Consider the following 25,392-nt stretch of genomic DNA (forward strand, 5'->3'; position numbering starts at 1 on the left):
CTCAGGATCATGATAGGTACAGCAGGAAGCAAATGATTGTCGTAGCTAACAATGGCGTACAGGAGAACATAATGGCTCAGCTGTTTGAATTTACCGACATAAAAAGTCTCACCCTCAGAAACCGCTTTATCAGATCTGCAACTTGGGAAGGCATGGCTGATGATTGCGGAGCCTGCACTCCACAACTGACAGACTTTTTTTGCACGCTCGCTCGTGGCGAAGTCGGGTTGATTATAACTGGCCATGCCTATGTAAACAAGGCAGGACAGGCAAGGCCCCTGCAATTGGGCGCTCATAAGGACAGTCTGCTCCCGGAACTGGAAAAGATGGTCCAAAGTGTTCATGACAACGGCGGCAAAATCGCCCTGCAGCTATCCCATGCAGGTTGCTATGCGGCCACCGAAATTACCGGACTTGACGTTTATGCCCCATCATCAGGTGAGAACGAGACCGGTCAGATCATCAGAGAAATGACACATGAGGAGATACGGAAGGTAGTAACCGATTTTCCCGAGAGTGCGGCTAGAGCCCAAAAGGCGGGGTTCGATGCAGTACAGATCCACGCAGCCCACGGGTATCTCCTCAGTCAGTTTCTCTCACCTACGCATAATAAAAGAAAAGATGAATATGGCGGTAACCTTGAGAATCGTGCACGTATCCTGCTTGAAGTTGTGACAAGCGTTCGACAGGCTGTTGGAGCCGAGTATCCGATCTTAATCAAGATCAACTCGGAAGATTTTGAGGAGGGTGGTTTCACGAAGGAAGAGATGATTCAGGTGGCGATCTCACTCGAAAAAGCAGGAGTCGATGCCATGGAATTAAGTGGAGGGACCAGAAACTCTGGCCGAAATATCCCCTTCCGACTCGGCCGATTGGATAATGAAGAGGATGAAGTCTATTATCGAGAAGCTGCAAAGCTCTACAAGGAGAAAATCAGTGTGCCACTGTTACTGGTCGGCGGGTTTCGCTCCTACTCGATTGCGGAAATGTTGGTGACAGAGGGGTTGACCGATTACGTATCCTTGTCTCGTCCTCTGGTCCGCGAACCTGATCTAATTCAGCGTTGGAAAGCTGGTGATAAACGAAAAGCGACCTGCATATCGTGCAATTTATGCTACAAACCAGCCCTTGAGGGAAAGGGCATCAGATGCGTTGTTGAAGATGCGCTGAAAAGTAAACAAATTTGAATCCTGTATAATGCGAAAAGGGGGCAGGCTACTTTATTTAAAAGCAGCCTGCCGCTTTTTTCCCAATTCCATTCTCCCTTTTGCTTACAATAACAAATCAAGTTTTTTCAGCCAGCTTGCTAAATCCTTGTCTACTCTGCCGACAGAGTTGTTCAGGTTGCATTCTAGGTCCGGTTGCTCAAAGACCTCAGCCAAGTAGTGATGGAGACATTTTCTGAAGTTGGAAAGCTTCACACCCCGTCGGAGTGTAACAGCCTGTTATTTCGGTGTTTACGAGCAAACACAGGGGTGTGTTAACCTTTCTCTACTATACTCACTTAAAACGGCACTCGTTCTCAATTCAAATTCCCCTCGAAAAACAGCAGCTTCCCGGTTATCCCGAATTTCCCATCACAGTCGGTGAACACATCCGTAAGAAACGAATGGATCTTGGTCTCCTCCAGCGAGAAGTCGCCGAGATCATCGGCGTCACTGAGTCATCCATCTGGAACTGGGAACATGGCACCGAACCAGAATTGCAATATAATCCAAGTATTATCAAATTTCTAGGTTATATTCCGTTCGACTGCCCGGATGACACAGTGGGGCGGCTTGCGTGGTACAAGAGAACGAATGGCCTCACTCTGAATGAGCTGGGCCAGCAGATGCGGCGACATCCGGATCAACTCCAGGAGTGGTTGAGTGGAACACGATGCCCATTCAGAAAGAGCCAGGAAAGGATTGAACTGTTCTTGGAAAACCAGAAAACATTCCTTTTACCAGGGAAAGAATAGCTGACTTTTTCTTCCGTGTAGGGAAGCTTTTCAGGCACACTTTCCGGTACAACCCATCATCAGAAATCATCATTGATCTTTACCGATCTACGAACCCTCTTGGGCAGCAGAGCCAGCTTATCATCGATGTGTCTCCCGAAGATATAGCGAATCGAATTCTCTTCGTCGCTAAAAAGCTTCGCTCCGACTATATTGGCGACCGCAAACACCAACCCCGATCTCACACTTCGTATCACCGCGCTCGATCTTCTGCAAGGTTCTTCTGGAAATCCCCGCCCGTCCGGACAGCTCTTCCTCGGTCATCTTGCGTTCTTTCCTGCCAAGCCGGATGAGCTTGCCCAACAGCTCTGCTGAATCAACGGGTCCGCTGAAGATATCTGCGGCTTACAGGAGACGCTATAAAACTAATCTATTCAATTCCACTACTCGACGCATGCTCCTGTCACGAACAAGAATTTAGCGTTGAGTTTTGGCGCTTGACATTACCTTTTTAATTCTGTACTGTACCGTACAGTATGCAATTCAAGTATGGGAGAGCTTGCTAATGATTAATGATTCCCTAACGTTCACCTCACCTTCAAAACGGATAGCCATCACAATTGCCTTGTGTTCAGTGTTTGGTCTTGGCGGTTGCGCAATGCTTCCTTCAGTCGGCCAAGTCGGCAGTGTGAAACCAGCGTCTGAATATCAGACGGCGGCGTCGCTTTCGGCACCTATTAGCGATTGGCCATCCGAACGCTGGTGGCAGGCATATGGTGACCCGCAACTTGATACGCTGGTTGACGAGGCGCTTCGAGATTCGCCAGATTTGGCCGCAGCGTCAGCTCGTCTGCAACGCGCAGCTGCATTCAGCAAGGTTGCATATTCCACGCTTATGCCACAAGTAAGCGCTAACGCCTCGGTAACTGAGCAGAAACTCAGCTACAACCACCTGATTCCCCGCAGCTCGTCAACAGATGGTTGGCAGGATTACGGAATGGCTGCACTGAGCTTAAATTGGGAAATCGATTTTTGGGGCAAGAATCGTGCTGGCTTTGCGGCTGCGACCTCGCAGCTCCAGGCGAGTCACGCTGAGCTCGCTCAGGTGAGGTTGAATCTTGTCGCTGCCATCGCAGGAAATTATGCGGAGTTGGCCCGTCTCTTCAACACCCGCGATATGGTCATACGCTCAGTAGAAATCCGCAGCAAGACGGCTAACCTGTTCAATGAACGTTTCGCTCATGGAATGGAAACCAAAGGTAGCCTGAATGAGGCCAAAGCCCGCCTGGTAGGAGCTCAAGGTGAACTTATGCTGATAGACGAGCAAATCGGCCTGCAATGTAATCGCCTGGCTGCTCTGGTAGGCGCGGGTCCAGACCGTGCTCTTTCCATCAAGCGCCCGGCTATTAACCTTAAAAGTAGTTTCGGACTCCCCTCTGAACTGGCCACCAACCTGCTGGGGCGACGACCGGATGTTGTCGCAGCGAGAATTATGACTGAAGTACAGATGTACAGAATTGATCAGAAGAAGGCTGAATTCTATCCCAATGTCAATCTCGTTGCCTTCATTGGTGTGCAATCGCTGGGACTAAACATGTTGGCGAGGAGCGGTTCGAGCATTGGCGGCATCGGACCAGCCATCTCGCTCCCGATATTCACTGCTGGCCGCTTGCAAGGTGAGCTGCGGGGGACAGCAGCAACCTATAACGAGGCGGTCGCAAACTACAACAGCACCGTAACCCATGCCCTGGAAGATATAGCCAGTGCTGGCCTCAGTATGAAGGCACTAGCAGCCCAGTTGAGCAAAGGTGAAGAAGCTGTCGAAGCGGCATCTGAGGCGCACCGAGTAGCTCGAAATCGATATGAAGGAGGACTTGCCAACTATATTGAAGTACTTCACGCCGAAGATGGGCTGCTGAACAGTCAACGTTTCCTCACTACTCTCCATTCCAGGGGGTTCACACTGGATGTGGCGCTGAAACGCGCTCTTGGCGGTGGGTATCAGCATAATTCTCAGTTGTAACCTGGTTCGCCAGTCAATAACTGCCCAACAGTCTCATCACAAAATTTCATTGCACAAGGATTACATCATGCCAGAAGAAACTTCACCATTAATTCCTACCGTTGTTAACAAAGAAAAACGCCGCAAGACGCTGCTTATTGGTCTCGCCGGCATCGTTGTTCTTTCTGCAGCAGTCGCTGCAACGTATTGGTATCTGTACAGCTCTAACTTTATATCTACCGACAACGCCTATGCTGCTGTCGAGATTGCCCAGGTGACGCCATCGGTTGGCGGAACTATCAGTGAAGTTCTTGTGAAAGACACTCAGGCCGTCAAAAAGGGTGACATTCTAGTTAGGATTGACCAGACCGATGCCAAGCTTGCGCTTGCCCAGGCTGAAGCTGACCTTGGCCGGGCTACCCGTCGTGTCAAGGGCTTTGTGGCTAATGACAGCAGCCTGAACGCGCAAATATCAGCCCGTGACGCCGATGAAAAACGCGCAGTCGCACAGCTTAGGTCGGCTGAAGCGGATTTTGAGCGGGCCCAAATCGACCTTAAACGACGCGAAGCTCTATCTTCATCCGGTTCTGTTTCAGGTGATGAGATTAGTCGTGCTCTGAATGCTTTTGCAGCTGCCAAAGCTAACCTTGATGTCACACGATCTGCTATTGCACAAGCAAAGGCAAACCGCAATACCGCTCTTAGTACTCGTGAGGCCAACGCCGTGCTCATTGCAGGGACCACCGAAGCTACGAACCCGGAGGTTGCCTTCGCACGTGCACGTCGTGACCAGGCTGCCGTTGATCTGGAGCGTACCGTGGTTAGGGCTCCGATTGATGGAATTGTCGCCAAGCGACAGGTACAGCTTGGCCAGCGTGTGCAGGCTGGCATGCCTTTGCTGACGGTAGTTCCAGTTCAGGAAATGCACGTTAATGCCAACTTCAAGGAAGTGCAGCTGAACAAGGTGCGCGTCGGCCATCCGGTCAAGCTCCATGCTGATATTTACGGCAGCTCGGTGACCTACCATGGCACCGTAGAGGGCTTTTCCGGTGGTTCGGGTTCTGCGTTCTCGGCTATTCCAGCTCAAAACGCCACCGGCAACTGGATCAAGGTGGTGCAGCGCCTGCCTGTGCGCGTCAAACTTGACCCGACAGAGTTGCAAAGCAAACCACTCAAAGTAGGGCTTTCCATGAGTGCCGAAATTGATACTCGCGGCAAAAACTAAGAAGGACTTTAAATATGAACCAAACTATATCCACAACGAACCCTGTTAATGCTGACGAACAGCTTACTGGCGGCATGCTCTGGCTGGCGGCCATCGTCCTGGCTGCGGCAAACTTTATTGCTGTTCTCAACTTGACGATTGCCAATGTTTCGGTGCCGAATATAGCCGGCAGTCTCGGAGCAACGACGAGTCAGGGTACCTGGGTAATTACATCCTATGCCGTGGGCGAAGCTATTACCGTACCACTCACTGGCTGGCTGGCAGCTCGATTCGGTGCTGTTCGCGTCTTTGTCTGGGCCATGGCACTGTTCGGTATTTTCTCTGTTGTGGGTGGCTTGTCCAATTCTCTCGGCCTACTGGTTGTTGCCCGTATCTTCCAAGGTTTTTCGGGCGGTCCGCTGATGCCACTATCACAAACCTTGCTGATGCGTATCTTCCCCAAGGAAAAGGCTGCCGCCGCGATTGGTCTCTGGTCAATGACGACGCTTATAGCCCCGGTGGTCGGCCCAATTCTTGGAGGTTATCTCTGTGATGAATACAGCTGGTCGTGGGTTTTCTATATCAATCTGCCGATTGCCGTCGCCTGTGCCTTTTTCTCCTGGCAACTGCTCAAACGCTATACCGAGCCATTGTCACGCAACCCGATCGACCTTGTTGGCCTCGGTCTGCTCGTTATATGGGTGGCTTCCCTGCAACTGATGCTGGATGAAGGGAAAGATCTCGACTGGTTTTCATCGAACAAGATCATTGTATTAGCCATTATTGCAGCTATTGGGTTTATCGCTTTCATTATCTGGGAGCTGTATGAAGAGCACCCGGCGGTCGACCTCAAGGTTTTCAGGCACCGTGGCTTTACTGCCTGCGTTCTGACCATCAGCTTTGCTTTTGCGGCTTTTTTTGGCGTCAACGTCCTGACGCCACTCTGGCTTCAAAGCTTTATGGGGTACACCGCGACTCAAGCGGGTCTTGCTACGGCTTGGTCTGGAGCATCGGCAATCTTCCTGGCGCCGCTTGTGGCACAGGCATCAAGCAAGTTTGACCCGAGAAAACTGGTGTTTGGCGGGGTAATTTTGATGGGTCTTGTCACACTGTGGCGTTCGATCGCTACCACTGATATGAGTTTCTGGGATGTCTCTATCCCACTGATGATTTTCGGTTTAGCGATACCGTTCTTCTTTATCCCGACTACCGGTTTGGCACTGGCTAGCGTAGAAGAGCATGAAATGGATTCTGCGGCCGGCCTGATGAATTTTCTGCGTACTCTGTCAGGAGCCTTTGCTACGTCGTTAGTGACCACAGTCTGGTCCAACAAAATAACAGCCAACCATGCTGAACTTGTCGGCCTTACTGACAGCGACCAGAGCGTGCGAGCCATGCTTGGAAGCTCAGGAGCGGAACCTGACGCGGTAAATCAGGTCATCGACTACATGATTACGAGCCAGAGCGTTATGCTGGCCACCAATCAGATGATGTGGACCATTGGTATCGCTTTTATTTTCGCCGCCTCGATCATCTGGCTTGCGCCAAAACCGACACGGGTAGTAGACCCTTCAGCCGGTGGACACTAATCAACAGCAGAGGAGTCTCTCATGTTCAAACACATTCTTGTTCCAACTGATGGTTCGGATCTCTCTATTAACGCCATTATACGCGCTGTCTCTTTCGCAAGAGAGGCAGGTGCCCGGATTACCTTTTTTTGTGCCATACAGCCGACGCCCAAGATGTACTACGGCATGGGCACAATCTTTGATGCGCACATGCCGGTCACGTTCCGCGAGACAATGCAGAGTACAGCCCAGGATATCCTTGATACCGCTGAAAAGCTTGCTCTGAATGCCGGAGTAGAATGCAGCAAAGTGATGCTTGTCAGTGAAGAACCTTACGAAGCAATCATCGAAGCGGCCAAGCAGAATAAATGTGACCTTGTTTTCATGGCATCTCATGGGCGACGTGGAATTACAGGGTTGTTGCTCGGCAGTGAGACTCAAAAAGTGCTTACCCATTCGACGATACCGGTGCTTGTACACCGCTCTGAAAAAGCGATCGATTAATCAGTTTGGGGAGGTGAGATGTGGCACTGAAACGTGAGCCGGAAAAACAGCCTAACCACGAAAGGTGGCTGGTTTCTTACGGTGACCTTTTGACACTTTTGTTTGCAGTGTTTGTTGTTATGTATGCGATGGGGCAGCAAGACAAAAAGAAGACAGAGGAAGTAATGCAATCGATGCAAAGCGCTTTCGGCATGTCAGTTACCGGATCTCCATCGTCTAAACTTAATGTGATTCCATCAAATCAGATCAATCCTGTTCCAAGTATTCAACCATCACTTTCACTGATACCAGCGCCGAAAACAGGGATCAACAATCAAAACCGTATTAAAACTACGGCTACAGATAATGACTTCAAGCACATCAAGTCATCAATTGAGGCATATCTCATAAAAGAAGGAAAAACAGACAAGGTAAGCATAAATATTACGAGACGCGGCTTGGTAATAAGCCTGAAAGAGGCCGGTTTCTTTGATTCTGGAAGTGCCACAGTAAGGCAGCAGTCAATAAGTGTCCTTGCAGCGATAGCTGATGCGATTTCCATCTATGAAAATGAGTTCCGGGTAGAAGGTCATACTGACAATCTACCCATAAGAACCTCTTTGTTCCTTTCAAACTGGGAACTCTCAAGCGCACGGGCAAATAATATCATGCATCTGCTGACAGAATCATACGGTTTGAAACCCGAGAGAATTTCGACCGTAGGTAACGGAGAATACCGACCTGTTGACACAAATGATACGCCAGAAGGTCGTGCAAAAAACAGACGGGTAGATATTGTGATCTTAAACTCTGAGGCCGATAAATTTGAAGCTAATTCGGTTGCACAGTAATCAGATTAGAGGTACTGACATGGAAACATCCAGATTATTGCTGTACAGCGTGATCGCTCTAATAGTGCTGTTACTGACTTATTTCGCTCTTGTAGCCGAGCCATCACAAGATTTTCCTACAAACATCATACACCTGCTATTCCGGCATTAACTGATTATATGTTATTCAAGATTATCGTATTTGGAATCATGGTTTGTTGGGCCATAATTGCAGTGATATGTTTTTTGCCACAAAGGAAATGATCTTTTGGCGCAGATTGTGATTAATGCTATCGTTCAATCAAAAACATAAGGAGAAACCACAATAGCATGGCTAAAAAATCCGACACAAAACGGCAACATATTCTAACGGTGGCGGCACAGGCTTTCCAGGAATTGGGATTCGAACGAGCGTCCATGTCAGAAATATGCGCTAGAGTTGGCGGTTCCAAAGCGACGCTTTATAATTATTTCTCTTCCAAAGATGAATTGTTTTACGAAGTAATGGCTCTCACGAATGATGCTGAATTCGAGGCAGTCTTTAATTCGATAGACCCTGCTGCAGAGGATATAGCCGTATCGCTGTGCGAGTTCGGCAGACGTTGGCTGACTTTTCTTTACTCCCCGGGTGTTAAGGCAAATCGTCATTTGGCTATCTCTGTTTCTGGCCGTACAGATCTGGGGCGGCTTATGTATGAACGCGGTGTACTACGCGGTCAGGATCTTGTTGTAGACTTTTTAAGGACAGCAATGAGCCTTGACAGGCTTCGGCAGGCTGACCCTGTTGTCGCGTCACGACATCTGCTCAGCCTGCTGGAGTCCGAACTGATGGAGCGTTTCCTGTTTCAGCTCATAGGAGAGGTCAGCCATGCGGAAATCAAGCAAGTTACTGCTCGTGCTATAGATGTTTTCATGGCAGCCTACGGTCATCACGAGGATAAATGATTGTTCCTTGGCGGTGACATCAGGCCGACTTCCGATCCAGACTCCGATACTGTTTTGCCGCTGCTATGATAAGTATTTTGCATTGTTCAGCAAGTGAGTAAGTTTTCTAATTTCCAACTTTAACAAAATAAACGGTTGACAGTTTCGGCTAAAAAATATAGCTTAACATTAAGCTATTTGATGTTGAGTTTGTTGATTTGAAATTCACCGAGGTTAGTAATGAAGCACAATGACAAATCAACATATCGTGCCCTGAATACCTACACCAAGCTGATGCGGGCGGCTGAATCGGTCACCAGCAGGGTGCATCGCGTCCTGGCGGAACCAAAGCTTACTATCAGCCAGTTCGGAGTACTTGAAGCTCTTTATCATAAAGGGCCACTGTGCCAACGCGACATCGGCGCAAAGATACTTAAGAGTTCTGGAAATATCACATTGGTGATCGACAACCTTGAGAAGCAGAACCTTGTGAGTCGAGTAAAAGACGAAAATGATAGGCGCTATTTCACCATTAACCTTACAGAATCCGGTACGGATCTGATTACCAAAGTATTCGAGGATGTTGAAGCAGCAATCGTTACGGAAATGGCAACGCTTAGCGAGAATGAGCAAGAGTTACTTGGTCAATTGTGTAAAAAACTGGGGATGAAAGGAGTGTCGTAAGGTAGCAGCTTTTTTTAGGCAAATAGTTCAACATCAAACCAATATTGCGACAAAAGGAGAAACATCATGAAAAGAATTATCGCATCAATCAGTACCATTATCGCCCTAGCCCTTCCGGCTTTTGCGTTCGCTACAACCTGGAACATTGACCCCGACCATTCCAATGTTGGTTTCAAATTACGTCACCTGATGGTGTCCAATGTGAAAGGTAGTTTCGATAAGCATACCGGCATCGTTGAGATCAACGACAAAGACATCACTAAGTCAAAAGTGGAAGTCAGCATCGACACAAACTCCATCAACACCAATGTTCAGAAGCGTGATGAGCATCTGCGCAGTGCCGACTTCTTCGATGTAGCAAAATACCCGGCAATGACCTTCGTCTCGAAAAAGGTGGCCAAGGCCGGCAAGGACAAGCTGAAGGTCACTGGCGACCTGACTTTGCACGGCGTAACCAAGCAAGTTGTTCTCGATGTTGAAGGTCCTACAAAAGAAAGCAAAGACCCGTGGGGCAATATCCGTAAAGGTGCAACTGCCACAACAAAGATCAATCGCAAGGATTTCGGCCTGGTCTGGAATGCTGCTCTGGAGACCGGCGGGGTTGCCGTGGGCGATGAGATAACCATCACCCTGGAAATCGAGATGATCAAAAAGTAACGAGATAAAACAAAATCAAAGTAACAACATGGAGGCACACAATGTTACGCGTACGAAAAGCAAGTGAACGTGGACATGCCGATCATGGCTGGCTGAATACCTATCATACCTTTTCCTTTGCCGGTTATTACGACCAGAAACATATGGGCTTCAGAGATTTACGGGTCATCAATGAGGATAGGGTCCAGCCAAAGGAAGGTTTTCCGACCCATCCTCACCGTGACATGGAGATCATCACCTATGTCTTGGAAGGTGCCTTGGAACATAAGGACAGTATGGGCAACGGTTCGGTCATCCGTCCGGGCGAGGTCCAGCGCATGAGCGCCGGCACTGGCATCACCCATAGCGAGTACAACCATTCCAGTACCGAGCTGGTTCACTTCCTCCAGATATGGATACTTCCTTCGAAGACTGGAGTGACACCAAGCTATGAGCAGAAAGCTTTTCCCGAGCAGGAAGAACGGGGTGTACTCAAACTGGTCGCCTCACCGGACGGTCGTGAAGGGTCAGTGACCATTCATCAGGATGTTAATCTGTATGCGGCCATCTTGGAAGTAGGAGAAGAACTCGTTCACCGGATTCCTGCCGGTCGGCATGTCTGGCTCCAGGTAGCCCGCGGCAAGGTTTGTGTTAATAGCACTGAGTTGGATCAAAGTGACGGCGCGGCAATAAGCGATGAGGGCCAGATCGTAGTTACCGGGCAGAGAAAATCAGAAATCCTGCTCTTCGATCTGGCCTGATTGCGAAAGATTTGGCGATTAGCGAAAGGTGACGATCATGACTGAAAGATTCCCGGCGCTGTTTGTATCACATGGCGCCCCCACCCTGATTATAGACGATTGTCCGACTCGCGATTTCTTGTTGCGGTTAGGCAAGGAGATTGGCAAACCCAAAGGGATTATCTGTGTATCGGCACACTGGACAACGGCGGAACCTCGCGTCACCATGCACCCAAGCCCGTCAACAATCCATGATTTTGGCGGGTTTCCCGATGAACTCTACTCCTTGAAATATCCGGCCCTCGGTGAACCGGTTTTGGCAAAACGGGTCATGTCACTGCTCCACGCCCAAGGGATACCTGCAGAAAAGGATATGTCCCGCGGTTACGATCACGGAGCCTGGGTTCCGCTCATGCTGATGTACCCGGAAGCCGATATCCCAGTAATCCAGCTGTCGGTGCAACCTCACCTGGGGCCAGAGCATCATCTGGCCATCGGGAAGGCGCTGCATGCATTACGGGATGAATCAATCCTTATTATCGCCAGCGGCTCGGCCACTCATAATCTGCGGGATTTCTTCGGTAGAAAACTCGATGCTGAACCGCTTCCCTATGCTCGGGAGTTTACAGAGTGGCTTAAAGAAGCTGTCGTTAACGGGCGAACCGGAGAGCTGCTTGACTATGTGAATTGTGCCCCCCATGCGCTCCTGAACCATCCGACGCCGGAGCACTTCCTGCCGCTTTTTGTCGCCATGGGGGTCGGTCTCAAAGGGACACTGCTGCATAACGCCTATACCTATGGTTTCATGTCCATGGCAGCGTTTCAGTGGGAATAAGGTCATTCGGAACTGATTGCAGCGAAATGTTCCGTCAGGTTGTAATCTCGACCTGGTATGATCCACCCTTGAAAAAATACTTTACCTGATAACCCAATTCACGAAGCGTCTTTTTCATGATGTCGTTTTGTGGGTCCATCATGCTGCCGAAGCGGCTGATACCAAACTCCTTGCCTATCATAATAATTCTCGACAGCAATGATTTGCCGACGCCCAGCTGTTGCCAATCGTCACGGACAGCAACTCCAAGGTCAGCAATATTCTCGTCAGGATCATGTGAATAGCGCGCTACGGCGATGATCTCGTTTTGGTCATTAGTTCCAACTACACAGGCAATGGCAAAGCTGTCGTGGTAATCAAGGTGTGTGAACTGATATAGCAGGTCTTCCGGCAGTTCCTGGAAGTTTGTCATGAAGCGCAGATAGCGGGATCGTGGAGTCATCTTGCTGAACATGTCAATCAGGAGGGGAGCATCGGTAGGAACGACAGGCCTAACGAGAACCTCAGCGCCATTCTTTAGCAAAAGGCATGATTCATACTGGCGGAGGTATTTTTCATCAGTCATGATCACACCTTTATTGACCTACAACTTAACAAGCCAGCGCAGAAAACCATCAGCCGCATTCTGTTTACCCAGCCTGAAAGCATTATTATTCATATCTCGTGAGTTAACAATCCAAAAAGTAGCCGATGAAGAATGTATTGCATGTTAATAGTTAGTATGCTATCTATTTTATATGGACATATACAAAACAGAAGTCAATCGCAGCAACCTTCTTTTACGTCTTGGTTACTTGACCCGTCACTGGCGCAAGATACTTGACGCAGAGTTCCAATCTTCCGGGCTCACTGATGCTACGTGGCGTCCCCTCCTGCACCTGCATATTCTCGGTGAGGACATACGCCAGAAGGACTTGGCAGCCTCCCTCGGCATCGAGGGGCCGTCCCTGGTACGGCTTATCGACAGCCTGATCACCAAAGATCTGATTGAACGGTCAGAGGATGTCAGGGATCGACGGGCAAAGCTCCTCCGTTTAACTCCGGAAGGACTTAAGCTGGTGGATCGCATCCGGAAAACGGTAACAGGCCTGGAAGATGGGATCTTCAGCTCGTTCAGCGATAACGAAGTGGCCAAATTCGCTGATTTTGTGCAGCGGCTGGAATCATCTGTTATCGACGCACGGGAACGGCACAAACCTTGAGTTACGGCGCAATACGCAAGATCCTGCGCCGAGAGTGGCCGAGTCTATTACTGGCTGTGCGCGGCACGCTGGCAGCGTTGCTGGCTCTGGCAGTAGCAGTGGCACTGAAGTTGGAATGTCCCTACTGGGCAGCAATGACGGCATTGATCGTTATCCAGCCGACGCGGGGGCTGCTGCTGGAAAAAAGCTATTTCCGCCTGGTTGGCACTGCTTTTGGGGCAGGTGCCGGCCTGCTGATTCTTCTGGCAACCCGCTCACCGCTCATGATTTCACTCCTGCTTTCCTTATGGCTGGCCGGTTGCGTCGGCGTCGGTAACCTGCTATTTGGGCTACGTTCCTATGGGGCCATGGTTGCCGGTTGTACCTGCGCAGTTGTTTCCATGGCCGGTTACAACAATCCCCCTCATCTACATGACCTGGTTTTCGGCAGGATCGCTGGCATTATCATCGGCATCATCATCTCGACAACGGTCACCCTGTACTTCACCCAACGGCGCTCAAAACGTGAAGTACTTCAAAGACTGGAACAGACAGTCATAACCAGCCTTGAATGGACAGCTCATCTGATACGCGGCTATGACCTAACAGAGCTGAACCTCCTCCGGAAGAGTATCCTTGCCGAACTCGCCGATATCGAAAACAGCCTGGATGCATACTGGGCTGGCACGCTTGACCTCAAGAAGAGGAAACAACTCGTCAACAGTTTGATCATTAGCCTCCTTTCCCACCTTGAAGCCGGTACGGTGGCTGACAAGCAGTTACAAAATCATTTCATCGCCTCCTGGAGAGGCTCTTTAGCCGACAAGCTTGAATTGACCGTTGACTGTCTTCAGCAACACGGCATGAGCGATTATGATCCTTCTGGTCTGTCAGGAATAATGACCGAACTGTCATCACGTTTGCCGCTGCTTGCCACGTCACTGGAGGATGTCATGACAGCCCTTCATGTGGCAGTCGCGCAGTGGGATGCGACGATGCCGACACTTGAGCGACCGGCTGCAACACCATATATACACCATCGAGACTGGAAGGAAGCTGGACGCGCTGCCCTGCGAGCCGCCTGCGCCATGGCGGGTGTCGGACTGGTCTGGTATGTCACCGGCTGGAATGAAAGTCCATTGATGATAATGGCTGCGTCAATAATGGTCAGCTTTTTTTCTACTCATGACCGGCCCGCCGTCATGCTCAGGCATATCTTCTGCGGTGCTTTGCTCGGTGTTGCTGCGGCATTTATATATCGCCTGCTGGTACTGCCTGGTTCCAGCAGTTTTTTACTGCAGGTTCTAGTATGCCTACCGGTTCTACTGGCTGGCAGCATTGCACTGCACCATCGTGCAACCGCCCGTGGCGCCATGGATGCCATGCTCTTTTTTCTGTTCGTGATGCAACCTGGGGTGCCAGCTGTTCCTCCCGCAGCCACGTTTGCTCTGGGTGGCCTGGCATGCCTTGGTGGTATCGGCGTTGCCATCCTTTCATTTCGTTTTCTGCTGCCGGTTGACCCAGAAAGGCGTCTTAATTCGCTCCTGGTTGCCATCGTTCGTGATCTTCAAGCCATTGCCCGCAGCGCTTCAGACCATGATTTTGAAAAGAGCCGTTACCGGATGCAGCACCGGGTGCTTCGTCTGCTTACCAATGCTCGAAAAATTGATACTGACATATCCTCTGCCGTTGAAGGGGGTCTTGCTGCCCTGATCATTGGCAGTTCCCTGCAACAGCTCAGGGATAAGGAAAGTAACTGCAGCACGAATTTTCTTCTCGAAGCATCACGCCAGCTCGATGAAGCTGCCCGGCAACCGGCTACTATTCTCCCTCTGCTTGAAGCTTTGGCATTCAAGCTCTGGCAAGCGACTGAGCCGCTCAGTGAGTCATGCGGTTTTTCGGTTGTACCGGAAGTCGGTTCCCGGCAACGGGGAACGTTGATTCAGCCGGAGTCATGGCACGTTGGCACAGGGAAATGCGCATGCCTTACCTGAGATTCAAAGGTTTTGACGAAGGTTTCCTGCGGGAGAAAGCACCACTGATTGTCGATGAATTTGCCCGTGTTGCCGAAGTGCCACAGGAAAAGGTCAAGGTCGAACTGCTCCCGGTAATCCAGATAACCGCTACTCCTCGGTCGCTCGAAATGTTCATGTTTCCGAGGGAGCAAAGTAAGCATGATTATATAGCTGAATCAATGGATACCCTGCTCAATCGCTTCGGCATTAAGGATGTGCATATATTCTTCATCCCTCTGACGCCGAGGCTCTATTACAAGGAAGGCCAGCCCCTGAAGCATATCAGCTGGCTGCCAGGATATGAAACAGATGAAAACTGAACAAATTCAGAGTAGCCGGCTGTTTGTTACCGCCTGCGTCATAGCGTTTGTTTGCTTTATTGGTTCCTACATGAGGATTCCCATCGTCCCCCTGTTTGCAACGTCACTTGGAACTGACACGGTTCAGGTTGGGATAATCAACGGCGCGTTCATGATGATGGCGGGGTTGCTCTCCATTCCTGCAGGACTTGCCTCCGACAGATGGGGCCGTCGATTGCCCATGCTGGGAGGAATTTTCCTGCTGGCATCATCTTCGTTTCTTCTCTACTGGAGCACAAGCCCTTTACAGATGGCCGGCATTTATCTTCTGTTCGGTGTGGGTCTGTCGGCCTTTTCCCCAACACTTATTTCGTATGTGGCTGATATCACCCCCCCAGAAGTACTGGGACAAGCGTACGGCTGGTACACCATGGCCGTATACAGCGGCATGACCTTCGGCCCCGCCGTCGGCGGATTTCTTGGGACAGCGCTTGGGCTCCGGCAGGTATTTCTTGTGTCAGGAGGATTGATCTTTGCGATGTTCTGGGTAGCGCTTTTTTTCATCTCTCCCCCTGCCACCAGTCATCATCAAGCTGCTCACTCTCATCCGCCATTCAATGAGATGGTAAAGAGTTTACTCGGTAATCAGCAGTTGGTGGCATGTCTTGTGGCTACTGCCGGTGGCCGTGTTGGTTTCGGTATGTTCGTTACCTTTATGCCGTTGTATATCCGCAGTGAGGGGCTCTCCACTGGCGCAGTGGGATTTGTTTTCGCATCCCAGGCGCTGGCGAATGCCTTGTCTCGCCTCCCTACTGGGAAATTGTGTGACCGTATAAAAGACCGGAGCCATCTGGTGATCGGTGGCATGGCGATATTTGCCGTGACGATGGGGTTGTTTGGTCTCTGCACATCGGTCGTGATGCTCATGATTACAGCCGCTTTCATGGGGCTCAGCATGGGGACGGCATTTACCGTAGTCTGCGCCTTGATCGTCGATTCGGTGCCAAGGGAGATGCGTGGGCTTGCCATGGGAAGCTACAACACCTGCGTGTACGCCGGCATGATGCTCTGTTCTTGCTGCATGGGGACGATCATCAGTAGTGCAGGATTTAAGGTCGCGTTCTTCTTGGCCGGGGCTATTGTGCTGCTCGCACTGGTGCTGTTCAAGTTCCTGTTCCATAGACCTATTTACTGGCCGGCAGATTCGAACACAGTTTCATCGGCAAACGAACTATTGGAGAATTGATCATGACGTTCACAACAGTACCATTGGGACAGGACAGTAAGAAGCAACAGATCAGAGACGAGTCACAACTCGGTTTCGGCAGGTATTTCACCGACCGGATGCTGCTGGTCGAATGGCGGGCCGGACAGGGGTGGTGCGATGCCCGAATCAAGCCCTATGAGCCGTTCACGCTTGACCCGTCCTGTATGGTCTTCCACTATGCCCAGGAGATCTTCGAGGGGCTCAAGGCCTACAAATGGGCTGACGGCCGGGTAGCCTTATTTCGCCCCGAGATGAACGCCCGCCGCTTCAACCAGTCGGCTGATCGGCTCTGCATGCCAGCAGTCCCGGAGGAACTGTTCCTTGAAGGCATCGAACGGCTGGTAGCCCTGGAAAATGAGTGGATTCCCACATCACCGGGCACTTCGCTCTACATCCGCCCGGCCATGATCGCCGTTGAACCGGTATTGGGGGTCAAACCATCCGACCATTTCTATTTTTTTGTGATCCTTTCTCCAGTTGGCGCCTACTACGCCTCTGGCTTCTCCCCAGTAAGCATCTTGGTCGAGGACTATTTTGTGCGGGCGGTGCCCGGCGGTACCGGCGAGGCCAAGACCGGCGGCAACTATGCCAGTTCCCTCAAGGCAGGGCTGGATGCGAAAAAGAAGGGATTCGATCAAGTACTTTGGCTTGACGGCCGAGAACGGCGCTATATCGACGAAGTCGGGGCCATGAACATGTTCTTCGTATATGGCCAGACCATCGTTACCGCCCCTTTGACCGGTTCAATCCTTCCTGGAGTGACGCGCGACTCGGTGCTTAAACTTGCACCAACTCTTGGTTACAAGATCGAAGAGCGCCCCATCGATATTCATGAACTGATGGCTGATATCAGGAACGGGAAGGTCACCGAGGCGTTCGGCAGCGGTACCGCAGCCGTGATAACGCCGGTGGGCAAACTCAGTTACAAGAATGAGATATTGCAGCTGAATGGTGGCGCCGTCGGTGAGATTACCCGGAATCTGTATGACACCCTGACCGGAATCCAGACCGGTACGGTAGCGGACAGGTTCGGATGGATCAGATTCGTTGATATTCAATAGATAAGGAGCCATCAGCAATGAATCAGACAAATACAGACGGTGCATGCAACAACAAACCAGATCTCAGGGGAGAAATTGACTGGACACCATTCGATGCCGCTGCAAGCGTCGGCTCTTCGCTTCGTTTCGTTTCCGGCGATCCCGAAGGTAATCGTTTCAGGGTCAGCTATTATCGGGACTCAGCAGAACATCTCAAGGCAAAGGTATGGTTCGGTCCCGAGACGGAGGGGCCGCCCGGCCATGCCCACGGAGGGGCAATGGCTGCAGTAGTGGATGAGGTCCTGGGACTGGCCGCCTGGGCTGCCGGTTATTCGATAGTGGTCGGCAATCTGAACGTCAGTTTCCGAAACATGCTGCCGTTGCACAAGGTTGTCAGCGTGGAGACCAAGGTCGTATCCGCAGAGGGACGTAAAGTATTGGTTCATGGCCGCATCTATTGCGAGAAAACTACGTATGCAGTCGGGGAATGTCTCTGTGTCACCATTCAGCCCGAACTTCTTACTATCAAATAGCTTCTGGGAGGAGGTGGTTTAGTTGAACCCGGAAGATTCCTATGAATTTGAAGTGCCGGTAAAGAAATCAAAATTTTTTCTTTACACACTTATTGCGATCATGGCGTCCATGTTAGCGTATGTTATCCTTGTGGACGAGCCTTCTGATGGCTGGCCACAGAACTTGATCCACCTGCTTATAAGGCATTAAACACACTATCACTATTTGAGGATACGACATGACAGTTACAGATTCAGCGGCACAAACCGTGGCGTGCGCTGCTTGTGATAAAGAGCCGGTTGTTAACAATTTCTCGATTACCATAGCCACTGTCAACGGTTCAGGCAGCCAGACAGCCAACAACACCTTGATTCACGCTATTCATAAAATGGGTGTCCCGGTCAGCGGCAAAAGCATATTACCCTCCAATATCCAGGGACTCCCCACGTGGTTCACCATCCGCGTGAGCAAAGAAGGGTACATCGCCCGAAGCGAAAAGACTGAAATACTGGTGGCAATGAACAAGGCATCGATGCTGGAAGACATTCAGAAGCTGGAACCCGGCGGCATCTGCCTTTACCCGAACGACATCCAACTCCCGCTCAAACGCGACGACGTGACCTTTTATCCGATGCCGGTGAACGAACTGGTCCAGGAATCAGGAGCAGAAGCCAAGCTGAAGCCGTACGTTGCCAACATGGTCTACGTCGGCGTACTGGCCTGTCTGCTGCATATCGACCTCCAGGAGATCGAAGCGGCGCTGTCGTATACCTTAAACGGCAAGCAGAAAGCAGTCACTCTAAACTTCGCTACGGCGAAAGCTGCCTATGACTGGGCGGTGTCGAACCTCGCCAAGAGCGACCCGTTTCGCGTCGAACGGATGAACAAGACCGCAGGCACGTTCCTGATCGATGGTAATAAAGCCGCTGCGCTCGGCGCGGTTTTTGGCGGTGTACAATTTGTAGCCTGGTATCCTATCACGCCGTCAACCTCCATCGTGGACAATCTCAGCGAGTACCTACCGAAACTGCGCCGCGACAGTGATGGTAAGGCAACTTATGCCATCGTCCAGACGGAGGACGAACTGGCAGTGCTCGGCATGGTCGTTGGCGCCGGGTGGGCCGGAGCTCGTTCAATGACGGCGACTTCAGGGCCAGGGTTGTCGCTGATGGCTGAATTTGCCGGGTATGCCTACTTTGCGGAAATACCCGCAGTCATCTGGGACGTACAGCGCATGGGGCCTTGTACCGGTTTGCCGACGCGCGTGGCGCAGGACGATATCTTGGCCGCGTACACGCTCGGTCATGGCGATGGCCGACATGTCTGCCTCATTCCTGCAACTGTCGCCGAATGTTTTGAGTTTGGCGGGATCGCACTCGATCTTGCCGAACGGCTGCAAACTCTCGTGATTGTCTTGAGCGATCTCGATCTTGGCCTGAACCTCTGGCCGACGAAACCTTTCGCCTACCCGGACAAGCCGCTCGATCGCGGTAAGGTCCTGTCAGCCGAAGATCTCACGCGTCTGCAGGGGGAATGGAAACGCTATGCCGATGTTGATGGCGATGGCATCTGCTACCGGACCCTGCCCGGCACACATCATCCGGCAGCGGGGTATTTCACCCGCGGAACCGGACACGATGAGGCGACCGGGTACAGTGAACGCCCGGAAGTCTGGGCCAGCAACCTGAAACGCCTGGCAAAGAAACATGATTATGCCCGCACGATTGTGCCGGCACCGGAAGTCGAACTGATTGATGAAGCGGAAGTCGGGATCATCGCCTATGGAACCAGCGACCCGGCTGTCCAGGAAGCGCGCGATCTCCTGCGATCGGCCGGCATCCAGTCATCATACCTGCGGCTGCGGGCGTTGCCGTTGGAGAACAGGCTTACGGAGTTCATCAAACAGCATAAGCGCATTTACGTCGTCGAAAACAATCTGGATGGGCAGATGCATGCGTTGGTCCAACTGCATGCGCCTGGCGCTGCCGGTCGCATAGTCTCGATTGCCAAGTGCGATGGTTTCCCTCTGACAGCGCAGTGGATATGCGAATCCGTTGTAACACTTGAAGTAAAGGAGAATCCATGACACCCGAATCTGCGAATGTCAATCAGCTTGGCTTGAGTAAAGCCGATTACAGCGGCGCACCTTCAACCCTCTGCAACGGCTGCGGCCATTATGCCATCGCCAACATAATCACAGGCGCCGCATTTGACCTGTCACTCGATCTGACCCGCATCGCCAAATTCAGCGGTATCGGCTGTTCGAGCAAGAGTCCGGCGTACTTCCTTGGAAAGTCGCACAGCATCAACGGCCTGCATGGGCGTATGCCGTCACTCGCCACCGGGGCAACAACCGTCAACAGGGATCTGGTGGCCATCGGCGTCAGTGGTGATGGAGACTCCGGATCGATCGGTCTCGGTCAATTCAAACATCTGCTGCGCCGTAATGTCGATATGGTCTACATCATCGAGAACAACGGCGTCTACGGTCTGACCAAGGGGCAACTTTCCGCTACCGCCGATCTGGGGCAGAAGCTAAAACATGGCGGCTTGAACGAAACTCCCCCGCTCGATCTCTGCCTTGAAGCGATCGTTGCCGGGTGTGGCTTTGTTGCACGATCCTTTGCCGGCGACGCCAGGCAACTGCAGTCACTGCTCAAGGCAGCTTTCTCACATCATGGCACGGCGGTGGTCAACGTTATCAGCCCATGCGTTACCTTCAATAATGGCGAAGGCTCGACCAAGAGCTACGTGTGGGCTAAAGAACATAGCCTGCCGCTGCATGATATCGGTTTTATCCCTTTGGAGCATGATGAGATCCTGACTGACTATGAACCTGGTGCGATCCGAGAAGTAACGATGCATGATGGCTCAGTCATTCGCCTGAAGAAAATAGGCCAGGAGCATGACCCAACGGATCGGATGGCTGCCATCAAGTTACTGGAAGATGAAAGAGCCGGACAGTTTTTTGCCACCGGCTTGCTGTATGTGAACGAGGAACGACGGACTTTGGTCGAACAGGCACAGCTGATCGATATGCCGCTGGTCCAACTGCCGAATGAAAAGTTGCGCCCCCCGAAAGCGGCGCTGGATCAAATCAACGCCGAATTGACGTAGAAACAACATTATCGTCATCGTACAGGGAGATTCCATGACACCAGAAACTGAAAACAAGACCTGCTGCTCTACCGCTGAACACAACGGGCACCTTTGTGAATTGGAAAGCCAGCAAGAGTGGGACATCATCAGACAGGTCACCGACCATCCGGCTGTACGTTGTGAAAACTGTGGAAACGTGGCAAATTCGGCCAGAAATGTCTGTATGCCAACAGAACTATAATAAAGGAGAAGAACGAATGAAGAAGTTTGTCTGTACCATTTGCGGTTATGTTCACGAGGGAGACGCTCCGCCGACAGAATGCCCTCAATGCAAGGCTCCAGCAGATAAGTTTATGCTCAAGGATGAAAGCGCCCTTAGCTGGGCCGATGAGCACAAAATCGGCGTCGCCCAAGGTGTCGATCAGGAAATCATCGAAGGGCTCAAGCGGAACTTCACGGGTGAATGCACAGAGGTGGGGATGTATCTGGCGATGAGCCGTCAGGCAGACCGTGAGGGTTATCCCGAAGTAGCAGAGGCTTACAAGCGTATAGCTTTTGAAGAGGCCGAACATGCTGCCAAGTTTGCCGAGTTACTGGGCGAAGTTGTCACTGCTGACACCAAGACTAATCTGCAAATGCGCGTTGATGCGGAAAACGGGGCCTGTAAAGGTAAAAAAGATCTCGCAACCAAAGCCAAGCAACTCAACTACGATGCGATACATGATACTGTTCACGAGATGTGCAAGGATGAGGCCCGCCATGGTCAAGTTTTTGCCGGGTTATTGAAGCGCTATTTCTAAAAAAGGAGAATATTGTATGAGCAAGGTATTGATAGTTGAGTACAGCATGTACGGCCATATTTATAAGATGGCAGAAGCGGTAGCCGAAGGTGTTCGACAGGTCGAAGGGTGCGAGGCGGTCATCAAGCGTGTACCGGAAACTCTGTCGGACGAAATACTCGGAATGATGGGGGCTCTGGATGCCCAAAAAGGCATGGCCCATATTCCAGTTGTCACGGTTGATGATCTGGTCGCAGTCGATGCCATTATCTTCGGCACCCCAACCCGCTTCGGCAATATGTGCGGACAAATGCGCCAGTTCCTTGATGCCACTGGTGGACTTTGGGCAAAAGGTGCACTGGTCGGAAAAGTTGGCAGCGTGTTCGCCAGTTCTGCCACCCAACATGGCGGGCAGGAATCGACCATCCTGAGCTTCCATACAACACTTCTGCATCATGGAATGATTGTTGTCGGTCTGCCCTATGCCTTTGCAGGACAGATGGGAATCGGAGAAATAACCGGGGGATCACCGTATGGTGCTTCCACCATTACTGGCGGTCAAGGTGAACGGATGCCGAGTGATAACGAACTTGCTGGTGCGCGTTTTCAAGGAGCGCATGTCGCTGGTATCGCAAAGAAACTGGCCTGACGAGTAGTTAATGCTGACAAGACTGTCTCCTCTTAAAGAGGAGGCAGCCTTGTCAGCAAGTTATGTTGTTCAAGTTGATCAAAAATGGTTGGAGCGAAAAATAACTAGCAGGTTGGAGATGGAAAGCTTCACACACCGTCGAAGTGTAACAGCCTGTTATTTCAGGGTTTACGAGCAAATCCAGGGGTGTGTTAACCTTTCTCTACTATACCCACTTAAAACGGCACTCGTTCTCAATTCAAATTCCTCTCGAAAAACAGCAGCTTCCCGGTTATCCAGAATTCCCCATCACAGTCGGTGAACACATCCGCAAGAAACGCATGGATGTTGGCCTCCTCCAGAGAGAAGTCGCAGAGATCATCGGAGTCACCGAATCATCTATCTGGAACTGGGAACATGGCACCGAACCGGAACTGCAATATAATCCAAGTATTATCAAATTTCTAGGTTATATTCCGTTCGACTGTCCGGATGATACTATTGGACGGCTTGCATGGTATAGGAGAGTGCAAGGGCTTACAGTGGTAGCACTGGGAAATCAGATGAAAATTCACCCTGATCAGCTGTACGAATGGTTGAGTGCGACGAGGAAGCCGTTCAATAAGAGCCTTCAGAGGATTGAGCGGTTTCTGGAAAGTCAGTAAGTGATCGCCAAAATAATAACCTGCATGTGCTGTCAGAAATCATCATTTATCTTTACCGGCCTGCGAATCCACTTGGGCAGCAGGGCGAGCTTATCGTCAAAGTGTCTCCCGAAAGTATATCGGTTCGAATTCTCTTCGTCGCTGAAGAGCTTCACCACAACCAGGTTGGCGACTTCTATGCGTCAGACAAGCGAGTTCTCTCCAAGCCTACACGGCAAAAAGATCATTTGCTGATTAGAAAAGGAAAGCCTATCTGTTTAGCAGTTTTTTGACTACGGTCAAGCAAATGTCACTAAACGAAGTATAATGTAAGGTTACACAGTTATAAATCTATCAGTCAAATCAATTAAACAACAAACCAAAGGAGAATAAAAAAGATGAGTATGTTCTGTAATCAATGCGAGCAGGCAGCAAACGGCACCGGCTGTAACATTTCCGGTGTCTGCGGTAAGAAACCCGATGTAGCGGCCCTGCAGGATCACCTGTTGTACGGTCTCAAATCTCTGGCCCTCTACGCTGTCAAGCTCGGCCGCAATGCCGAGATCGATCGTTTCACCATCGAGGGGCTCTTCAGCACCGTCACTAACGTTGACTTTGAAGCAGCCCGCATTGGCGACCTGATCAAGCGTTGCTACGAGTTGAAAGAGAAGGCCAAAACCGCTGCCGGTGTAACTATCACTGGTCCGGTAGCTGACTGGAAGCCGGCCGATGATCTGGCTGGTATGGTTGCGCAGGGCGAAGCCCACGGCCTTAGTACCCTGCATGTCAACGAAGACATTCGTTCAGTCATCGAAATTTTGACGCTGGGTCTCAAAGGCATGGCAGCCTATATGGATCACGCCATGATCCTGGGCAAGACAGATGATGAAGTCATGGCATTTTTCCAGAAAGCATTGGCAGCAACCACCGACGCCAACCTGGGTCTAATGGATTTTGTTGGTCTTTCAATGGAGTGCGGCAAGCAGAACCTGACCGTCATGGGACTCCTGAATACCGCCCATACCGACGCCTATGGCCACCCGGTCCCGACTCAGGTACAATTGGGCACCAAGGCCGGCAAGGCAATTCTGGTATCCGGCCACGACCTGAAGATGATGGAGGAGATCCTTAAACAGACTGAAGGCAAGGGGGTCAATGTCTATACCCATGGCGAGATGCTGCCGGCTCACGGCTATCCCGGCCTGAAAAAATACAGCCATCTGGTTGGTAACTACGGCGGCGCATGGCAGGATCAGGCCAAGGAATTCGCCAATTTCCCCGGTGCCATTATTTTTAACACCAACTGCATCCAGAAACCGGCCGAATCCTACACCGACCGTCTCTACACCTGGGGCCTGGTGGCATGGCCCGGTGTCAAGCACATCGACGGCTGGGACTTTACTCCTGTCATCAACAAAGCACTGGAGTGCCCGGCCCTGCCGGAAAATCCGGGCCAAGAGATCCTGACCGGTTTCGGCCATAACGCCGTCCTGGGTGTGGCTGACAAAGTAATTGCCGCGGTCAAGTCCGGTGCCATCAAGCACTTCTTCCTGGTTGGCGGCTGCGACGGCGCCAAGTCCGGCCGCAACTACTACACCGAGTTTGCCGAGAAGGCTCCCAAGGACACCGTTATACTGACACTGGCCTGCGGTAAGTACCGCTTCAACAAACTGGAGTTCGGCGATATCGGCGGAATCCCACGCTTGTTGGATGTTGGCCAGTGCAATGACGCCTACTCCGCTATCCAGATTGCCGTAGCCCTGGCAGGTGCCTTCGAGTGCGGCGTCAACGACCTGCCGCTCTCCATGGTGTTGTCCTGGTACGAGCAGAAGGCGGTTGTCATTCTGCTGACCCTGTTCCACCTCGGCATCAAGAACATCAAGCTCGGGCCGACACTGCCGGCCTTCATCACCCCCAACGTCCTCAACTTCCTGGTTGAAAACTTCAACGTCGGACCGATCACCACGGTTGATGCCGACATGAAGGCCATGCTGGGATAACACTTTCCAAATAACACCGTTGAATAATGAGCGCCTCGCGGGTCCCCGTGGGGCGCTCATCTTTTTTTGTGTACTACACTAG

27 protein-coding genes are annotated in these 25,392 nt (G+C 51.2%); 25 read left to right on the forward strand and 2 right to left on the reverse strand.

The annotated features are described in order from the left end of the window. The first annotated feature begins 71 nt into the window (after positions 1-71). Together ACOCF6_RS12500 and ACOCF6_RS12505 are read left to right on the forward strand one after the other, a co-directional pair. On the forward strand, positions 72-1,187 hold the full coding sequence (locus ACOCF6_RS12500) for an NADH:flavin oxidoreductase (protein ID WP_482460676.1): 1,116 nt from the start codon (positions 72-74) through the stop codon (positions 1,185-1,187). A 290-nt stretch (positions 1,188-1,477) separates the two neighbouring features. After that, on the forward strand, positions 1,478-1,960 hold the full coding sequence (locus ACOCF6_RS12505) for a helix-turn-helix domain-containing protein (protein WP_482460677.1): 483 nt from the start codon (positions 1,478-1,480) through the stop codon (positions 1,958-1,960). A 168-nt stretch (positions 1,961-2,128) separates the two neighbouring features. On the opposite strand, the gene ACOCF6_RS12510 is transcribed toward ACOCF6_RS12505, so the two are convergent. Continuing rightward, entirely contained in the window at positions 2,129-2,263 is a 135-nt protein-coding gene (locus ACOCF6_RS12510) for a helix-turn-helix domain-containing protein (RefSeq protein WP_482463346.1), read from the reverse strand. 241 nt (positions 2,264-2,504) lie between these two features. Here ACOCF6_RS12510 and ACOCF6_RS12515 point away from each other — a divergent pair, with 241 nt between their 5' ends. From ACOCF6_RS12515 to ACOCF6_RS12560, 10 genes are all read left to right on the forward strand, one after another. Continuing rightward, positions 2,505-3,962 (forward strand): efflux transporter outer membrane subunit, encoded by a 1,458-nt coding sequence (locus ACOCF6_RS12515; protein WP_482460678.1) that lies wholly within the window; start codon positions 2,505-2,507, stop codon positions 3,960-3,962. Positions 3,963-4,029: 67 nt separating this feature from the next. Further along, positions 4,030-5,166 carry a hypothetical protein gene (locus ACOCF6_RS12520; RefSeq protein ID WP_482460679.1) on the forward strand — a complete coding sequence of 379 codons (1,137 nt, stop codon included), beginning with the start codon at positions 4,030-4,032 and terminating at the stop codon, positions 5,164-5,166. Positions 5,167-5,180: 14 nt separating this feature from the next. Beyond that, positions 5,181-6,734, forward strand: a complete 1,554-nt coding sequence (locus tag ACOCF6_RS12525) for a DHA2 family efflux MFS transporter permease subunit (RefSeq protein ID WP_482460680.1) — start codon at positions 5,181-5,183, stop codon at positions 6,732-6,734. A 21-nt stretch (positions 6,735-6,755) separates the two neighbouring features. Next, the gene (locus tag ACOCF6_RS12530) at positions 6,756-7,217 is read left to right on the forward strand and encodes a universal stress protein (RefSeq protein WP_482460681.1); all 462 of its coding nucleotides are present in this window, start codon (positions 6,756-6,758) and stop codon (positions 7,215-7,217) included. A gap of 20 nt (positions 7,218-7,237) precedes the next feature. Further along, entirely contained in the window at positions 7,238-8,047 is an 810-nt protein-coding gene (locus ACOCF6_RS12535; RefSeq protein ID WP_482460682.1) for an OmpA family protein, read from the forward strand. A gap of 309 nt (positions 8,048-8,356) precedes the next feature. Next, the gene (locus ACOCF6_RS12540; protein ID WP_482460683.1) at positions 8,357-8,971 is read left to right on the forward strand and encodes a TetR/AcrR family transcriptional regulator; all 615 of its coding nucleotides are present in this window, start codon (positions 8,357-8,359) and stop codon (positions 8,969-8,971) included. Between the two features lie 219 nt (positions 8,972-9,190). Further along, the gene (locus ACOCF6_RS12545) at positions 9,191-9,634 is read left to right on the forward strand and encodes a MarR family winged helix-turn-helix transcriptional regulator (protein WP_482460684.1); all 444 of its coding nucleotides are present in this window, start codon (positions 9,191-9,193) and stop codon (positions 9,632-9,634) included. Between the two features lie 66 nt (positions 9,635-9,700). Next, positions 9,701-10,291, forward strand: coding sequence for a YceI family protein (locus tag ACOCF6_RS12550; RefSeq protein WP_482460685.1), 591 nt, complete (start codon positions 9,701-9,703; stop codon positions 10,289-10,291). 41 nt (positions 10,292-10,332) lie between these two features. After that, positions 10,333-11,031, forward strand: a complete 699-nt coding sequence (locus ACOCF6_RS12555; protein ID WP_482460686.1) for a pirin family protein — start codon at positions 10,333-10,335, stop codon at positions 11,029-11,031. Positions 11,032-11,068: 37 nt separating this feature from the next. After that, entirely contained in the window at positions 11,069-11,845 is a 777-nt protein-coding gene (locus ACOCF6_RS12560; RefSeq protein ID WP_482460687.1) for a DODA-type extradiol aromatic ring-opening family dioxygenase, read from the forward strand. Positions 11,846-11,879: 34 nt separating this feature from the next. On the opposite strand, the gene ACOCF6_RS12565 is transcribed toward ACOCF6_RS12560, so the two are convergent. After that, complete coding sequence (locus ACOCF6_RS12565) at positions 11,880-12,410, reverse strand: GNAT family N-acetyltransferase (protein ID WP_482460688.1); 531 nt, start codon at positions 12,408-12,410, stop codon at positions 11,880-11,882. A gap of 172 nt (positions 12,411-12,582) precedes the next feature. On the opposite strand from ACOCF6_RS12565, the gene ACOCF6_RS12570 reads away from it, so the two are divergent. From ACOCF6_RS12570 to hcp, 13 genes are all read left to right on the forward strand, one after another. After that, complete coding sequence (locus ACOCF6_RS12570) at positions 12,583-13,047, forward strand: MarR family winged helix-turn-helix transcriptional regulator (protein ID WP_482460689.1); 465 nt, start codon at positions 12,583-12,585, stop codon at positions 13,045-13,047. Beyond that, on the forward strand, positions 13,044-15,020 hold the full coding sequence (locus ACOCF6_RS12575; protein ID WP_482460690.1) for an FUSC family protein: 1,977 nt from the start codon (positions 13,044-13,046) through the stop codon (positions 15,018-15,020). Before ACOCF6_RS12570 ends, ACOCF6_RS12575 begins: the two co-directional genes overlap by 4 nt. Beyond that, positions 15,008-15,361 carry a DUF1904 family protein gene (locus ACOCF6_RS12580; protein ID WP_482460691.1) on the forward strand — a complete coding sequence of 118 codons (354 nt, stop codon included), beginning with the start codon at positions 15,008-15,010 and terminating at the stop codon, positions 15,359-15,361. Before ACOCF6_RS12575 ends, ACOCF6_RS12580 begins: the two co-directional genes overlap by 13 nt. Next, the gene (locus ACOCF6_RS12585; RefSeq protein ID WP_482460692.1) at positions 15,351-16,586 is read left to right on the forward strand and encodes an MFS transporter; all 1,236 of its coding nucleotides are present in this window, start codon (positions 15,351-15,353) and stop codon (positions 16,584-16,586) included. Before ACOCF6_RS12580 ends, ACOCF6_RS12585 begins: the two co-directional genes overlap by 11 nt. Positions 16,587-16,588: 2 nt before the next feature. After that, positions 16,589-17,668: a branched-chain amino acid aminotransferase gene (locus ACOCF6_RS12590; RefSeq protein ID WP_482460693.1), complete on the forward strand. Its 1,080-nt coding sequence runs from the start codon at positions 16,589-16,591 to the stop codon at positions 17,666-17,668. 17 nt (positions 17,669-17,685) lie between these two features. Continuing rightward, positions 17,686-18,180 carry a PaaI family thioesterase gene (locus ACOCF6_RS12595; protein ID WP_482460694.1) on the forward strand — a complete coding sequence of 165 codons (495 nt, stop codon included), beginning with the start codon at positions 17,686-17,688 and terminating at the stop codon, positions 18,178-18,180. 218 nt (positions 18,181-18,398) lie between these two features. Beyond that, a complete protein-coding gene (locus ACOCF6_RS12600) occupies positions 18,399-20,246 on the forward strand; it encodes a 2-oxoacid:acceptor oxidoreductase subunit alpha (protein WP_482460695.1) in 1,848 nt (615 codons plus the stop codon). Next, complete coding sequence (locus tag ACOCF6_RS12605) at positions 20,243-21,277, forward strand: 2-oxoacid:ferredoxin oxidoreductase subunit beta (RefSeq protein WP_482460696.1); 1,035 nt, start codon at positions 20,243-20,245, stop codon at positions 21,275-21,277. The genes ACOCF6_RS12600 and ACOCF6_RS12605 overlap by 4 nt, the downstream gene beginning before the upstream one ends. A gap of 34 nt (positions 21,278-21,311) precedes the next feature. Beyond that, positions 21,312-21,500 carry a hypothetical protein gene (locus tag ACOCF6_RS12610; protein ID WP_482460697.1) on the forward strand — a complete coding sequence of 63 codons (189 nt, stop codon included), beginning with the start codon at positions 21,312-21,314 and terminating at the stop codon, positions 21,498-21,500. 16 nt (positions 21,501-21,516) lie between these two features. After that, positions 21,517-22,059 carry an NADH peroxidase gene (locus ACOCF6_RS12615; protein ID WP_482460698.1) on the forward strand — a complete coding sequence of 181 codons (543 nt, stop codon included), beginning with the start codon at positions 21,517-21,519 and terminating at the stop codon, positions 22,057-22,059. Positions 22,060-22,075: 16 nt separating this feature from the next. Further along, a complete protein-coding gene (gene wrbA / locus ACOCF6_RS12620) occupies positions 22,076-22,687 on the forward strand; it encodes an NAD(P)H:quinone oxidoreductase (RefSeq protein WP_482460699.1) in 612 nt (203 codons plus the stop codon). Between the two features lie 188 nt (positions 22,688-22,875). Then, complete coding sequence (locus tag ACOCF6_RS12625; RefSeq protein ID WP_214170290.1) at positions 22,876-23,331, forward strand: helix-turn-helix domain-containing protein; 456 nt, start codon at positions 22,876-22,878, stop codon at positions 23,329-23,331. A gap of 377 nt (positions 23,332-23,708) precedes the next feature. After that, complete coding sequence (hcp, locus tag ACOCF6_RS12630; protein WP_281416782.1) at positions 23,709-25,310, forward strand: hydroxylamine reductase; 1,602 nt, start codon at positions 23,709-23,711, stop codon at positions 25,308-25,310. Positions 25,311-25,392 lie beyond the last annotated feature (82 nt).

The sequence above is a fragment of the Geobacter psychrophilus genome, from assembly GCF_056821595.1.